Genomic DNA, 13,007 nt, shown 5'->3' with positions numbered 1-13,007 from the left:
GACGCATGCCGTTTGAACTCGATCTCACGCCGACCGGCTCCATGCAGGTCGAGAGCCATGAGGAGGGCCCGCTCTCCACGAACACCTACCTCGTCATGTCCGAGGGCGAGGCCATCGTGATCGACCCCGCCTGGAAGGGCGAGCGGATCTGCGCCCGCATCGCCGAGGAGCACCCCGACGTGCGTATCCGCGCCATCGTGTGCACGCACTGCCACGGCGACCATGTGGGCGGTGTGGCCGGCATGCGCCGCGAGCTCGGCGACGGGGTGCCCTTCGTCATCTCGGCCATCGACGCGCCCTACCTCGAGGCCGCGGTGACCCACATGCGGGGCTGGGGGCTCAACGTCGAGCAGCCGCCCGCGCCCGACCGCCTGCTCCATGAGGGCGACGTGGTGGAGGTCGGCTCGGTCCGGCTCCAGGTCATCGAGACGCCCGGGCACACGCGCGGCGGCATCGTGCTCTTCGCGGCCACGCGAGACGGCGACACCGCCTTCGTGGGCGACACGCTCTTCCCGGGGAGCCACGGCCGCACCGACCTCGACGGCGGCGACGACACCGCCATCATGGCGTCGCTCGGCAAGCTCGGCCGGATGCTCCCGGTGGACACCCTCGTCTGCGCGGGGCACGGCCCGGTGACGACCATTGCCCGCGAGCGCGAGACCAACCCGTTCATGCAGCTCGCGCTCAAGAACGGCTAGCCTCGCCCCTGCGGCATATCCCCGGCACGTGCCGGGCGCTTGCGCCAACGTTTAGCCCCGCCGACGCCTGGCGTGGTATCCTTATGGCGTAATCGGCACATCCAATCGCTTGGAGGTTCACATGCTCGTCAACGCTGCCGACATGCTCAAGAAGGCCGAGGCCGGCCACTACGCCCTCGGTGCCTTCAACACCAACAACCTGGAATGGACCCTCGCGCTGCTCCAGGCCGCCGAGGAGGCCAAGTCCCCGCTCATCATCCAGGCGACCGCCGGCGCCGCCAAGTGGATGGGCAACTTCAAGGTCGTGGCCGACATGGTCAAGGCCTGCGTCGAGGCCAGCGGCGTGACCGTCCCCGTGGCGCTGCACCTCGATCACGGCTCGTACGAGGACTGCTTCAAGGCCATCGAGGCGGGCTTCACCTCCATCATGTACGACGGCTCCCATGAGGAGACCTTCCAGCTCAACCTCGACCGCACCAAGGAGCTCGTGGAGCTCGCCCACGCCAAGGGCCTCTCCATCGAGGCCGAGGTCGGCGGCATCGGCGGCACCGAGGACGGCGTGACCTCCGCGGGCGAGCTCGCCGACCCCGCCGAGTGCAAGCAGATCGCCGAGCTCGGCGTCGACTTCCTGGCCTGCGGCATCGGCAACATCCACGGCGTGTACCCGGCCGACTGGCAGGGTCTCTCCTTCGAGCGCCTCGCCGAGATCAAGGCCGAGGTCGGCGACCTGCCGCTCGTGCTCCACGGCGGCTCGGGCATCCCCGAGGACCAGATCAAGAAGGCCATCTCGCAGGGTGTCGCGAAGATCAACGTGAACACCGACCTCCAGCTCGTCTTCTCCGCCGCCACCCGCGCCTACATCGAGGCCGGCAAGGACCTCGAGGGCAAGGGCTTCGACCCGCGCAAGGTGCTCAAGCCCGGTCGTGACGCCATCGTCGAGAAGACCAAGGCCCTCATGGAGGAGTTCGGCTCCGTCAACAAGGCGTAGAGCACGTTGCCGCTCTCGCGGTCGACCGATAGCCACCCGGCTTTGGAACGGGCCCCGAAGGCGACTTCGGGGCCCGTTTTCGTAGGCGGCGACCTGTGGCCGCATCGAGCCCTCCCTCTGCGTCAGCCGATTCATCGAGGTACATGGATATGGACACTGATCATGATCATTTTTCGAGAACCGTCCATCCCGCTGTATCTCGATGAACGGAACGGTCCGTTGCCGCCGACGGAACACTCCACTGTGGTAAAGTAGTTCGACTGCCAACTGGGTGGGCCCGCCATCGCCGGGACGGCGATGGCGCGGAAGAGCGGCCGCGAGGGAAGGGGCATGCCGGATGAAGGCGACGCCGTGGGGTTTCAGGGACATCCTGCCGGAAGAGGCGCTCGTGCGCGAGCGGATCCAGGAGGCGTTCCGCGCGCACATGCGGGACCATGGCTACCTTCCCGTCGAGACGCCGCTCATCGAGGACCCCTCATCTCTGGACACCGAGGGCCGCGAGGTGGATGCGCCCTTCAAGCTGTTCGACGACGACGGGCGCCTGCTCGTGGTGAGGCCCGACAACACGCCGCCGATCGCGCGCCTGGTCGCGACGCGCCTCAGCGCCGCCGAGCTTCCGCTCCGCTTGCGCTACGAGGCCCCCGTGGTGCGCGCGCAGGCGCGCGACAGCGGGGCCGCCCGCCAGTTCACGCAGCTCGGGTTCGAGCTCATCGGGTGCGGCGGCGCCGCGGGCGATGTGGAGATGGTCTCGCTCGTCGCCGACGTGCTCCGCGCGCTCGAGCTGCCCTCGTGGCGCATCGTGTGCGGGAGCGTCCGCCCGTTTCTGGAGCTCTTGGCGCGCTGCGCGGACGACGCCCTCGCGCGCGACGCGCTCGCGCTCGTGCACGCCAACAACTTCGTCGACCTGGATGCCCGCCTCGCGAAGAGCGCCGTGCCCGAACCGCTGCGCCGCGCGCTCTCCGCGCTGCCGCGCCTCTCGGGCGGCCGGGAGACGCTCGATCGGGTGGACGAGCTCACGGCCGGGGCCGGTATCGAGGAGTCGCAGACCGCCGAGCTCCGCGCGCTTCTGGACGGGATGTCGTCCGCGGCGGCCCGCTCTTCTGCCGGCGCGCCCGCCGTGGACGAGGCGATCCGCTTCGACTTCTCTCTCATGAACTCGTTCGACTACTACACCGGCCTCGTGTTCAAGGCCTATGCGGCCGGGTCCGCCGACCCGGTGGGCTCGGGCGGCCGCTACGACGCCACCTTCGACGGCGCGCTCGCCGCCGCGCCGTGCGTGCCGGCAGCCGGTTTCGCGTTCTCGCTCGAGCGGCTGGCCGACGCCTGCACGTCCGGCGGGGACGCGGGTACGGCGGTGGGCGCGGCCGCGGGCACGGCCCCGCGTGCGCTGCTGCGCATCGCGGTGCCCAAGGGCTCGCTCAAGGGCGGGACCGTCGAGGCGCTCGAGGCCGCGGGCTTCGATGCGTCCGAGCTGCGCGATCCCGGCAGGCGGCTCATCGTGCGCGGTGCCGACAGGCGCGACGGCATGGGGCCGGACGCGGTGGGCGACGTCGAGTTCGTCATCGTCCGCGCGACCGACGCGCCCGCCTTCGTCGCCGGCGGCGGGGCGGACTGCGGCTTCTGCGGGAGGGACTCGCTCATCGAGGCGGACCTCAAGCTGCTCGAGCTCATCGACATGGGCTACGGCGCCTGCCGCTTCATCGAGGCGGAGCCGGCGGGGCGCGCGGGCGCCGCCGAGCGCGCCGACGACCGCCGCGGGACGCTGCGCGTGGCCACGAAGTACCCGCGCATCGCGCGCGCGTGGTACGAGCGGCGCGGTGTCGCCGCCGATATCGTGACGCTCCACGGCAACATCGAGCTCGGCCCCATCGTGGGGATGACCGACCGCATCGTCGACATCACGGCGACGGGCACGACGCTCGCCGAGAACGACCTGGTCGTCACCGGCGAGATCATGGAGTGCACGGCGCGCTTCTTCGCCAACCCCGGCCGCGCGCGCCTGGACCCACGCGTGCTCGCGCTCGCACGGCGCCTGGAGGCCGCGCTCGACGGCCGCTAGACCGCAGGCGCGCGCCGGCCCGCGCACCCGGCCCGGACGGTGACGGGCGTGTTACGGGAGCCCCCGCGGTTTGTGCGGGACGCTTTATCATGCTAAAGTTGACCCGAGAATCGCAGCTTGGGGCGTACGGTTTCGCCGTGCGCCCTTTCGGGCTGAGTGGATGTTGCGGGCGCGCCCGCGGCGCCCGCCGGCCATCCTAGAGGGGAGACCTCCCGCATGAAGACCATCGTCCTCGAACCCGGCGAGCGGCTCCGGAGCGCGCAGCTCATCCGCAAGGGCGTGCTGCCCGAGGCCGTCGTCGCCTCGGCGCGCGAGATCGTGGCCGACGTCCGCGCCCGCGGCGACGCGGCCCTGCGCGACTACAGCGCCCGCTTCGACGGCGTCGAGCTCTCGAGCCTGCGCCTGCCGCGCACGGTGCTGGAACGCGCCCTCGACCTCGTCGACGACGCCTTCCGCGCAGCCCTCGAGCGCGCCGCGCGCCAGATCCGCGCCTTCCACGAGCGCGAGCTCGAGCAGTCCTGGTTCACCACGCGCGCCGACGGGACGCTCCTCGGCGTGAAGGTCACACCCGTGGCCGCCGCGGGCATCTACGTGCCCGGTGGGCGCGCGCAGTACCCCTCGACCGTGCTCATGAACGCCCTGCCGGCCAAGGTCGCGGGCGTGGAGCGCATCGTCATGGTCACGCCGCCCCAGAAGGACGCCCAGGCGAGCGAGACGGGCGGGCTCTCGCCCTACACGCTCGCCGCCGCGGCCGTGGCGGGCGTGGACGAGATCTACACCGTGGGCGGCGCGCAGTCGGTCGCCGCGCTCGCCTACGGCACCGAGTCGATCGCCCCGGTGGACGTCATCACCGGGCCCGGCAACGCCTACGTGGCGGCGGCCAAGCAGCTCGTGTCGGGCGACGTGGGCATCGACATGATCGCCGGGCCGTCCGAGGTCTGCGTGCTCGCCGACGCCTCGGCCGAGCCCGCCGTGGTCGCCGCCGACCTCATGGCGCAGGCGGAGCACGACCCGCTCGCCGCATGCTACCTCATCACCTGCGATGCGGGCCTCGCCGCCGAGGTCGAGCGGGCGCTCGCGCTCTTCTGCGCCCAGAGCCCGCGCGCGGACATCACGCGCGCCTCGCTGGATAACGAGGGCACGATCGTCATCGCCCCCGACCTCTCCTGCGCTGTGGATGCCGTGAACACCGTCGCGCCGGAGCACCTGGAGCTCCACTGCGCCGACGCGATCGGCCTTCTGGGGCAGATCCGCAACGCCGGCGCCATCTTCGTGGGCGCCTGGAGCTCCGAGCCGCTCGGCGACTACGTCGCCGGGCCCAACCACACCCTGCCGACCGGCGGCACGGCGCGCTTCTCGAGCCCGCTTTCGGTATCCGATTTCCAGAAGCGCTCGTCGGTGATCTGCTACACCCCGGAGGGCCTCATGGCCGATGCCCCGGCGACCCAGACGCTCGCCCAGGGCGAGGGGCTCTGGGCGCACGCCCTCTCGGCCGGGCTGCGCCGCCGCATGCTTGAGAGGCCCGGGGAGCCGCTCGATGCCGCGCGCCTCGCCGACGCCGACCTCACGGCGATCGCCTGGCCCTCAGACGACGCACGGACCATCGGGGCGGGTGCGCCCGCGGGCCCCGCGAGCGACGCCCAACGGGGCAGCGCGGAAGGCGGTGAGGCGTAACGATGCAGCTCTCCGATCGCATGCGCGCCCTCGTCCAGGCGCATCTGGTGGATACCGAGCCCTACGACCCCATGTTCTCGCCCACGCGCATCAACCTGTCCGCGAACGAGAACACCTACGGCCTGCCGCCCGCGGCCCGCGGCGCCGTGGACGAGGCGCTCTCCGCGTCCGTGCTCAACCGCTACCCGGATGCCATGGCCAACCCGCTCCGCGATGAGCTCGCGTCCTGGTTGGGGCTCGACCGCGCGCAGATCTGCGTGGGCAACGGCGGCGACGAGGGGATCTTCAACTTCCTGTTCGCCTTCGGCGGGGCGGGCCGCACGCTCGTCACCTGCCCGCCCGACTTCAGCGAGTACGCCCAGTTCGCCGGCCTCACCCAGACGGCGGTCGAGCAGGTGTTCCGCGATCCCGACACGATGCTTCCCGACGCGGACGCGCTTGTCGCCGCCGTCGCGCGCGCCGACCTCGCGATCCTCACCTCGCCCAACAACCCCACGGGCGACCTCATGCCGCTCGAGCTCGTCGGTCGGCTCTGCGACGCGTGCCCGGGCCTCGTCATGATCGACGAGGCGTACATGGAGTTCGCCGAACCCGGCACCTCGGCGCTCGCGCTGCTGCCCGAGCACGACAACCTCGTCGTGCTGCGGACGTTCTCCAAGGCCTTCGCCGAGGCGGGCGTGCGCTGCGGCTACGTGGTGGCGGCACCCGACATCATCGACGTCTACGCCGCCGTGCGCCAGATCTACTCGGTGGGCGCGCTCACCCAGGCGGCGGCGCTTGCCGCGCTCAGGCACCGCGACGACTTCGCGCCCGTCATCGAGACGATTCGGCGCGAGCGCGCGCGGCTGCACGAGGTCGTCTCCAGGCTGGTCGCCGGGCTCCCCGCGCCCGCGCGCACCTGGCCGAGCGAGGGCAACTTCATCCTGGTGCGCCTTCCGCACGCGAGCCGCATCCGCGAGCGCCTGCGCGACGAGCGCTCGATCCTCGTGCGTGACTTCAGCTACGCGCCCGGCCTTGCGGACTGCCTGCGCATCACCGTGGGCACACCTGAGGAGAACGACGAGGTCATCGCCGCGCTTGCGGCCCTGATCGAGGAGGAGGCACGATGACCATCTACAAGAAGCAGCCCCGCAACCTCGAGGAGACGTCGCAGGCCACGGTGGCGGAGAGCACCGCGCGCCAGAGCGCCGGCTTGACCTCGCTCTTCAAGGGGTCGAGCCTGTCCATCGGCGAGCCGCGCACGGCGAGCGTGCACCGCGTGACCGGCGAGACCGACATCTCGCTCACGCTCGGGCTCGACGGCACCGGTCACTGCGACATCGCGACCGACGTGCCCTTCTTCGATCACATGCTGAACGCCTTCGGGCGCCACGGCCTCTTCGACCTCAAGGTCGAGGCCCTAGGCGACACCGAGGTCGACGCCCACCACACGGTCGAGGACACGGGCATCGTGCTCGGTCAGGCTTTCGCCCAGGCGCTCGGCGACAAGCGCGGCATCACGCGCTTCGCCGACGTGGCGGTGCCCATGGACGAGACGCTCGTGATGGCGGCCATCGACATCTCCGGCCGCGGCCAGGCGTATTGCGACCTGCCGTGCCCCACCGAGCGCGTCGGCGCCTTCGATACCGAGCTCGCCGTCGAGTTCTTCTACGCCTTCGCGCGCGACGCGGGCATCACGCTCCACGTGCGCGAGCTCGCGGGCGCCAACTCGCACCACATCATCGAGGCGGCGTTCAAGGCCGTGGGCCGCGCGATGCGCTACGCCTGCGAGCTCGACCCGCGCGTGACGGGCGTCCCCTCGACCAAGGGGTCGCTCTAGCATGGGCGCAAGGGAGGCTGGTATGGACCGTCCCGTCGTCGCGGTGGTCGACTACCACAAGGGCAACCTGTCGAGCGTGGCGCGCGGCCTCGCGCGCGCGGGTGCCACGGCGCTTGTCACCGACGACCCGGAGCGCATCCGCGCCGCGGACGGCATCGTGCTGCCGGGCGTGGGCTCGTTCTACGACGCCATCGCGTTCATGCGCGACCATGGGCAGGACGTCGCGGTGAGAGACGCCGTGGCTGCCGGCGAGGGGACGCCCTTTTTGGGTATCTGCCTGGGACTCCAGCTCCTGTTCGAGCGCGGCGACGAGGGCGTGCCCGCCGACGAGGCGGCCCCTGCCGGTGTTACCGGCGCCCCCGGGGAGGTGTTCTCCGCGGACGGGCGCATGTGGGTCCGCGGCCTCGGGGTGCTTCCCGGCTCCTGCACGGTTTTGCCCGCGCGCCGCCTCAAGGTCCCGCACGTGGGCTGGGACCAGGTGCACCTGACCGAGCGCGGCCGCTCGTGCCCGCTGCTTCAGGGCTTCGCCGAGGGCACGAACGTGTACTTCACCCACTCGTACGCCCTGGACGACGATGTCGCTCCCGGCGATATCGCCGCCCTCACGCACTACGGGCGCAACTTCGGGTCGGTGGTGTGGCACGGCGACATCTACGGCTGCCAGTTCCACCCGGAGAAGTCTTCGCATCATGGCCATGAGATCCTGAGGAACTTCGTGGGCATCGTCGAGCGCAAGAGGGGGTTGCGCGCATGATACTCTTTCCGGCCATCGACCTCGTGGGCGGCAGGGTCGTCCGCCTCGAGCGGGGCGAGCGCGCCCGCATGAAGGTCTACGCGGACGACCCGGCGGCCGTCGCGCGCGGCTTCGCCGAGCAAGGCGCCACGTGGGTCCACGTCGTGGACCTCTCTGCCGCGCTCGAGGAAGACGATGACGCCCGGGCGGCGAACACGGCCGCCATCCGCGCGATCTGCGACGTGGAGGGCATCCGGGTCGATGTCGGCGGCGGCGTGCGCTCGCTCGCGCGCATCGACGAGCTCGCCGCGCTCGGCGCCGAGCGCATCGCCCTCGGCACGGTGCTCGTGCGCGAGCCGGGCTTCGCCGAGGTGGCCGCCCGCGCGTTCGGCGAGCTGCTCGTGGCCGACGTCGCCGCGCGCGACGGCGAGGTGAAGGTCAACGGCTGGCGCGAGGGGGTCTCGCGCTCGGCCGACGACGTGGTCGGCGAGCTCGCCGGCCTGGGCTTTAAGCACCTGGTCTTCACCGACATCTCGCGCGACGGCATGCAGACGGGTATCGATGTGGACGCCTACCGCCACATCGCCGAGGTCGCCGGCTTCCCCGTGGTCGCATCGGGCGGCATCTCGTCGCTCGCCGACATCCGCGCGCTCGCCGCGGCGGGCCCCCAGGCGATCGAGGGCGCCATCACCGGGCGAGCCCTCTACGAGGGCGCCTTCACCCTTGCCGCCGCGCTCGCGGCCGCCGCGCGCTGAAAGGAGCCCCATGCTTACCAAACGGGTCATACCCTGCCTTGACGTGAAGAACGGGCGCGTCGTGAAGGGCGTGAACTTCGTCGAGCTGCGCGACGCGGGCGACCCGGTCGAGCTCGCCGCGGCCTACGATGCCGCGGGCGCCGACGAGGTCGTGTTCCTCGACATCACGGCGACGAGCGACGACCGCGCGACGACCATCGACATGGCCGCGCACGCGGCGGAGGAGCTCTCGATCCCCTACACCGTGGGCGGCGGCTTTCGCGACCTGGCGGGCATGCGCCGCATGGTCGCCGCCGGCGCCGACAAGATCTCGCTCAACTCCGCGGCGGTGCGCGATCCGGGCCTCATCACCCTTGCGGCCCAGGCCTTCGGCAGCCAGGCGGTCATCTGCGCCATCGATGCCAAGCGCGTGGGCGCGCCCGGTGCGCCCGGTGCCGACCGCTGGGAGGTCTACGTCGCGGGTGGCCGCACGCCGACGGGCATCGACGCCGTCGCCTGGGCCGAGGAGGCCGCGCGCCGCGGCGCCGGCGAGATTCTGCTCACGAGCATGGACCGCGACGGCACCAAGGAGGGGTTCGACCTCGCGCTCACCCGCTCGGTCGCCCGCGCGGTGGGCATCCCGGTCATCGCCTCCGGCGGCGTGGGCACACTCGAGCACTTCGCCGAGGGCATCATCGAGGGCGAGGCGGACGCGGTGCTCGCCGCGAGCGTGTTCCACTTCGGCACGTTCAGCATCCGCCAGGTCAAGGAGTACATGGCGGCGCAGGGCATCCCCATGCGCCTCGATTTCTAGCTTTCAGCGCGCGGGGCCGCCGAATGGCGCCCGCCCCGGTCGAAAGGACGCCGATGGATCTCGACAAGCTCACGTTCGACGCGGCCGGCCTCATCCCGGCGGTGGTCCAGCAGCACGACACCGGCGAGGTACTCATGGTCGCCTGGATGAACGCCGAATCGCTCCGCCTCACGCTCGAGACCGGGACCACATGGTTCTGGAGCCGCAGCCGCCAGGAGCTCTGGAACAAGGGGGCGACGAGCGGCAACATGCAGCGGGTGGTCGAGCTTTGGGCCGACTGCGACGGCGACACGCTGCTCGTGAAGGTCGACTCGCCGGGCCCTGCCTGCCATACCGGCAACCGCAGCTGCTTCTTCAGGCGGCTCGACGCTTAAGGACATGTCACATCCCGGCGCGCCGGGGCCGCTCGACAGGGCCCTCACCGCGCCGCCATCAGCAAGGGGGAACCATGGGGGAGAGAACCGCCCACGTGCACGACGGGGACATCGGCGCCACCATAGGCGGCCTGGCCGCGACGATCCATGCGCGCCGCGACGCGTCGCCCGAGCGGAGCTACACGGCGCGCCTGCTCACGGGCAAGGAGGACAGCCTCCTCAAGAAGGTCATCGAGGAGGCGGGCGAGGTGGTCATGGCGGCCAAGGACCGCGACCACGACCATATCCGCTACGAGGCGGCGGACCTCGTCTACCACCTGCTCGTGGTGCTCGAGCGCTACGGCGTCACGGTCGAGGAGCTCGCGGGCGAGCTCGACGCGCGCATGAGGTAGCCCGGGCGCGATCAGTCGGGCGAGCCTGAGTTCAATCAACCGAGCGCGACCGTCTCCCACGAGCCGTCCGCGTGCGGCATGTCGAATGTGCGGTAGCCCGCGCGCCACGCGTGCCGCCGCGCCTCCTCGATGCCGTGGCAGACATCCTGGGCACGGTGCGCGTCGGACCCGAAGGTGACGGGCACCCCGGCGCGGACGAAGCGCTCGAGCAGCCCCGCGGAGGGGTAGTAGTCGCCAATACCCTTGCGCAGCGCCGCCGTCGAGAGCTCGATGCGCCGGCCGGTATCGCGCGCGCAGGCGGCCATCTCGTCCCAGAGGGGCGCGAGGTCGCCCGTGGGCGCCCATCCCTCGCGGGAGAAGCGGGCGGGCAGGTCGGGGTGGGCCATGACGTCGAAGGCGAGCGGGCTCTCGCACGCGCGGCACCACGTGGCGGCATAGCGGCGCCAGATGCCGTCCGCGCCCAGCTCCTCCCAGAGATGCATGTCACCGCTGTCGTCGATCCAGCCGTGCGGCGCGCCCGCCATGTCGCCCGCGGGGGCGCCGGTGGCTCCGCCGATGCCCGCCGGGCCGAGCCAGTGCACGCTCCCCAGGCGCACCGCGGCTCCCGCGGCCCAGCGCTCGACGTACCCCTCGCAGCCCTCGTACCAGTCGCACTCGAAGCCGTAGACGAGCTCGAGCGCGGGCTGGAGCTCGGCGGCGAGCGCGCGTGCCGCCTCGAACGCGGCGCGGTGGGCGGGAAGGTCCGCCTCGGCGACCGACGCCTCGCAGAGCGGGTCCATGGAGGCGGGCAGCGTGAGGTGGTCGCTCGCGACCATGACGCGGCAGCCGCGCGCGGCGGCGGCCCGGACGTTCTCCTCGAACGTGGAGGTGCCGTCCGAGAAGCCCGTGTGGGTGTGGCAGTCGATGAGGGGCGGCGTGCGGTCGCTCATGGGCGCTCCTTCGCAGTGCTGGGCATGACGGTATGGTACCGCGCCGGCGCGTGTCATGCGCGGGCGCTTTTGGGCATACTGGCATCGTCGACCGATTCCGAAGGAGGACCCCATGGCCACAAGCGATTCGGTGCTCTTCATCGAGTACCCGCCCTGCTCGACCTGCAAGAAGGCCAAGCGCTGGCTCGACGACCACGGCATCGCCCACACCGACCGCCATATCGTCGAGGACCATCCCCGCGCAGACGAGATCGCCGCCTGGCAGCGGGCATCCGGCCTGCCCCTGCGCCGCTTCTTCAACACGAGCGGGGTCAAGTACCGCGAACTCGGCGTTAAGGCACAGCTCGATGCCGGCATGTCAGAGGACGACGCGCGCGCCCTGCTCTCGACCGACGGCATGCTCGTCAAGCGCCCGATCGTCGTCGCGGGCGACACGGTGCTCGTGGGCTTTCGCGAGAAGGAATGGGAGGCGGCGCTGCTCTAGCGAGCGCGCACCGGGCTCGCCGACGCCGGCGCGCCCGCGCATCGGGGCTGCTACGAGATCGTCCCCATGAGCTCGTTCATCTGGTTGATCTGGTTCAGGAGCATCGCGATGACGGCGCCCACGGCGACGATGCACGCTATGTCGAGCGCGAGCGCCAGGATGGCGAGCCAGCGCAGCGCGGCGCGCTTGCGGATGGCCAGGATCGCGCAGACGATGCTCGCGATGACGAGGACGGCGCCGACCGGCCAGCTGGCGAAGTAGCCGACCGCCGCCCCGACGACGCAGAGCGCGAGCGCGGCGATGGGGAGGGCGGGCCCTGCCGGGGTGGCGGCGCGGTGCCTGGCACCCGTGCCCTCATAGGTCCCGTCTGCCGTGTTCCTGTCGAGCTCGCCCATGCGAACCGCCTTCCGTCCTGCCCGCGCGCGGCGGGCGCTCCAGTTCCCCTCAGGATAGTGCATCCCCTCTCGCGCGCAAAGCGGGTACCATAGAAGTCGGAAAACGAACGGAAAGGCGGGACATGGACGCGACCGAGTTGGAGCAGCTGGCGCAGGCGGTGGCCGACGGGAGGCTCGCCCCGCGCGAGCTCGTCGAGCGGGTGCGCATCGATTCCGTGGCCGAGCTGGAATACGCCCAGGTGGATACCGAGCGCGGCGTGCGCTGCGGCGTCTCGGAGATCATCTACGGCGCGGGCAAGACGGCCCAGCAGATCGCGGGCATCGTGGGCGCCATGCGCGAAGCCGGCCAGCGGCGCGTGCTCATCACCCGCCTCGATGCCGACAAGGCCGCCGAGCTCGAGCGGCTCGGCTGCGCCTTCACCTACCACGCGGTCGCGCGCGCCGGCGTGGTGGGGGAGCTCCCCGAGCCGGACGGCAACGGCGAGATCCTGGTGCTCACGGCGGGCACGAGCGATGTCCCGGTCGCCGAGGAGGCCGCGCTCACGGCGCGCTTTTTGGGCAACCGCGTGACCTGCGTGCACGACGCGGGCGTGGCAGGCATCCACCGCCTGCTCAGGCACGGCGACGAGATCGCACGCGCCCAGGTGATCATCGCGATCGCCGGCATGGAGGGCGCGCTGCCGAGCGTGGTGGGCGGGCTCGCCTCGTGCCCCGTGATCGCGGTGCCCACGAGCGTGGGCTACGGCGCGAACCTCGGCGGGCTCACCACGCTGCTTGCGATGGTGAACAGCTGCGCGAGCGGCATCTCGGTCGTGAACATCGACAACGGCTTCGGGGCGGCCTTCCAGGCGTCGCTCATCAACCATCTGCCGGGCAGGCAAGCCTAGGCGTCTTGGCGCCGCGGCCGCCCGTGG

General features: G+C 71.6%; 15 protein-coding genes. 13 read left to right on the top strand and 2 right to left on the bottom strand.

Features of this window, described 5'->3' with window-relative positions; all coding sequences use genetic code 11:
- Positions 1–5: 5 nt before the first annotated feature.
- The 11 genes from FS885_RS04250 (at position 6) to hisE (ending at position 10,285) form a co-directional block, all read left to right on the top strand.
- Positions 6–698: an MBL fold metallo-hydrolase gene (locus FS885_RS04250; RefSeq protein ID WP_144743762.1), complete on the top strand. Its 693-nt coding sequence runs from the start codon at positions 6–8 to the stop codon at positions 696–698.
- A 121-nt stretch (positions 699–819) separates the two neighbouring features.
- Complete coding sequence (gene fba / locus FS885_RS04245; RefSeq protein WP_144743761.1) at positions 820–1,686, top strand: class II fructose-1,6-bisphosphate aldolase; 867 nt, start codon at positions 820–822, stop codon at positions 1,684–1,686.
- Between the two features lie 337 nt (positions 1,687–2,023).
- Positions 2,024–3,745, top strand: coding sequence for an ATP phosphoribosyltransferase (gene hisG / locus FS885_RS04240; protein WP_144743760.1), 1,722 nt, complete (start codon positions 2,024–2,026; stop codon positions 3,743–3,745).
- 216 nt (positions 3,746–3,961) lie between these two features.
- Positions 3,962–5,419, top strand: a complete 1,458-nt coding sequence (hisD, locus tag FS885_RS04235; protein WP_144743759.1) for a histidinol dehydrogenase — start codon at positions 3,962–3,964, stop codon at positions 5,417–5,419.
- A 2-nt stretch (positions 5,420–5,421) separates the two neighbouring features.
- The gene (gene hisC, locus FS885_RS04230; RefSeq protein WP_144743758.1) at positions 5,422–6,528 is read left to right on the top strand and encodes a histidinol-phosphate transaminase; all 1,107 of its coding nucleotides are present in this window, start codon (positions 5,422–5,424) and stop codon (positions 6,526–6,528) included.
- On the top strand, positions 6,525–7,238 hold the full coding sequence (gene hisB, locus FS885_RS04225; RefSeq protein WP_144743757.1) for an imidazoleglycerol-phosphate dehydratase HisB: 714 nt from the start codon (positions 6,525–6,527) through the stop codon (positions 7,236–7,238). The genes hisC and hisB overlap by 4 nt, the downstream gene beginning before the upstream one ends.
- Positions 7,239–7,260: 22 nt before the next feature.
- Entirely contained in the window at positions 7,261–7,992 is a 732-nt protein-coding gene (locus FS885_RS04220) for a glutamine amidotransferase-related protein (protein WP_144743756.1), read from the top strand.
- Positions 7,989–8,726 (top strand): 1-(5-phosphoribosyl)-5-[(5-phosphoribosylamino)methylideneamino]imidazole-4-carboxamide isomerase, encoded by a 738-nt coding sequence (locus FS885_RS04215; protein ID WP_144743755.1) that lies wholly within the window; start codon positions 7,989–7,991, stop codon positions 8,724–8,726. The genes FS885_RS04220 and FS885_RS04215 overlap by 4 nt, the downstream gene beginning before the upstream one ends.
- A gap of 10 nt (positions 8,727–8,736) precedes the next feature.
- A complete protein-coding gene (gene hisF / locus FS885_RS04210) occupies positions 8,737–9,519 on the top strand; it encodes an imidazole glycerol phosphate synthase subunit HisF (RefSeq protein ID WP_144743754.1) in 783 nt (260 codons plus the stop codon).
- A 53-nt stretch (positions 9,520–9,572) separates the two neighbouring features.
- Complete coding sequence (hisI, locus tag FS885_RS04205) at positions 9,573–9,893, top strand: phosphoribosyl-AMP cyclohydrolase (protein WP_144743753.1); 321 nt, start codon at positions 9,573–9,575, stop codon at positions 9,891–9,893.
- A 74-nt stretch (positions 9,894–9,967) separates the two neighbouring features.
- Positions 9,968–10,285: a phosphoribosyl-ATP diphosphatase gene (gene hisE / locus FS885_RS04200; protein WP_144743752.1), complete on the top strand. Its 318-nt coding sequence runs from the start codon at positions 9,968–9,970 to the stop codon at positions 10,283–10,285.
- 35 nt (positions 10,286–10,320) lie between these two features.
- Here the strand turns inward: hisE and FS885_RS04195 are convergent, their stop codons facing one another.
- Positions 10,321–11,214: a PHP domain-containing protein gene (locus FS885_RS04195; protein WP_144743751.1), complete on the bottom strand. Its 894-nt coding sequence runs from the start codon at positions 11,212–11,214 to the stop codon at positions 10,321–10,323.
- Positions 11,215–11,326: 112 nt separating this feature from the next.
- Between FS885_RS04195 and FS885_RS04190 the strand changes: the two genes are divergently transcribed.
- On the top strand, positions 11,327–11,698 hold the full coding sequence (locus tag FS885_RS04190; RefSeq protein WP_144743750.1) for an arsenate reductase family protein: 372 nt from the start codon (positions 11,327–11,329) through the stop codon (positions 11,696–11,698).
- Between the two features lie 50 nt (positions 11,699–11,748).
- Here FS885_RS04190 and FS885_RS04185 read toward each other — a convergent pair whose 3' ends face one another.
- On the bottom strand, positions 11,749–12,093 hold the full coding sequence (locus FS885_RS04185) for a hypothetical protein (RefSeq protein ID WP_144743749.1): 345 nt from the start codon (positions 12,091–12,093) through the stop codon (positions 11,749–11,751).
- A 122-nt stretch (positions 12,094–12,215) separates the two neighbouring features.
- Between FS885_RS04185 and larB the strand changes: the two genes are divergently transcribed.
- Complete coding sequence (gene larB, locus FS885_RS04180) at positions 12,216–12,980, top strand: nickel pincer cofactor biosynthesis protein LarB (RefSeq protein WP_144743748.1); 765 nt, start codon at positions 12,216–12,218, stop codon at positions 12,978–12,980.
- Positions 12,981–13,007 lie beyond the last annotated feature (27 nt).

It is taken from the genome of Enorma burkinafasonensis (genome assembly GCF_902150035.1).
GTDB classification, from domain to species: Bacteria; Actinomycetota; Coriobacteriia; order Coriobacteriales; family Coriobacteriaceae; genus Enorma; species Enorma burkinafasonensis.
The sequence above is the reverse complement of the archived record's forward strand: the minus strand, read 5'-3'. Positions and strand labels throughout refer to the sequence as shown.

What these genes read in the sequence shown, in the direction of transcription:
- FS885_RS04250 (WP_144743762.1), top strand. Translation starts at nt 6, where the DNA reads ATGCCGTTTGAACTCGATCTCACGCCGACCGGCTCCATGCAGGTCGAG.
- fba (WP_144743761.1), top strand. Translation starts at nt 820, where the DNA reads ATGCTCGTCAACGCTGCCGACATGCTCAAGAAGGCCGAGGCCGGCCAC.
- hisG (WP_144743760.1), top strand. Translation starts at nt 2,024, where the DNA reads ATGAAGGCGACGCCGTGGGGTTTCAGGGACATCCTGCCGGAAGAGGCG.
- hisD (WP_144743759.1), top strand. Translation starts at nt 3,962, where the DNA reads ATGAAGACCATCGTCCTCGAACCCGGCGAGCGGCTCCGGAGCGCGCAG.
- hisC (WP_144743758.1), top strand. Translation starts at nt 5,422, where the DNA reads ATGCAGCTCTCCGATCGCATGCGCGCCCTCGTCCAGGCGCATCTGGTG.
- hisB (WP_144743757.1), top strand. Translation starts at nt 6,525, where the DNA reads ATGACCATCTACAAGAAGCAGCCCCGCAACCTCGAGGAGACGTCGCAG.
- FS885_RS04220 (WP_144743756.1), top strand. Translation starts at nt 7,261, where the DNA reads ATGGACCGTCCCGTCGTCGCGGTGGTCGACTACCACAAGGGCAACCTG.
- FS885_RS04215 (WP_144743755.1), top strand. Translation starts at nt 7,989, where the DNA reads ATGATACTCTTTCCGGCCATCGACCTCGTGGGCGGCAGGGTCGTCCGC.
- hisF (WP_144743754.1), top strand. Translation starts at nt 8,737, where the DNA reads ATGCTTACCAAACGGGTCATACCCTGCCTTGACGTGAAGAACGGGCGC.
- hisI (WP_144743753.1), top strand. Translation starts at nt 9,573, where the DNA reads ATGGATCTCGACAAGCTCACGTTCGACGCGGCCGGCCTCATCCCGGCG.
- hisE (WP_144743752.1), top strand. Translation starts at nt 9,968, where the DNA reads ATGGGGGAGAGAACCGCCCACGTGCACGACGGGGACATCGGCGCCACC.
- FS885_RS04195 (WP_144743751.1), bottom strand. Translation starts at nt 11,214, where the DNA reads ATGAGCGACCGCACGCCGCCCCTCATCGACTGCCACACCCACACGGGC.
- FS885_RS04190 (WP_144743750.1), top strand. Translation starts at nt 11,327, where the DNA reads ATGGCCACAAGCGATTCGGTGCTCTTCATCGAGTACCCGCCCTGCTCG.
- FS885_RS04185 (WP_144743749.1), bottom strand. Translation starts at nt 12,093, where the DNA reads ATGGGCGAGCTCGACAGGAACACGGCAGACGGGACCTATGAGGGCACG.
- larB (WP_144743748.1), top strand. Translation starts at nt 12,216, where the DNA reads ATGGACGCGACCGAGTTGGAGCAGCTGGCGCAGGCGGTGGCCGACGGG.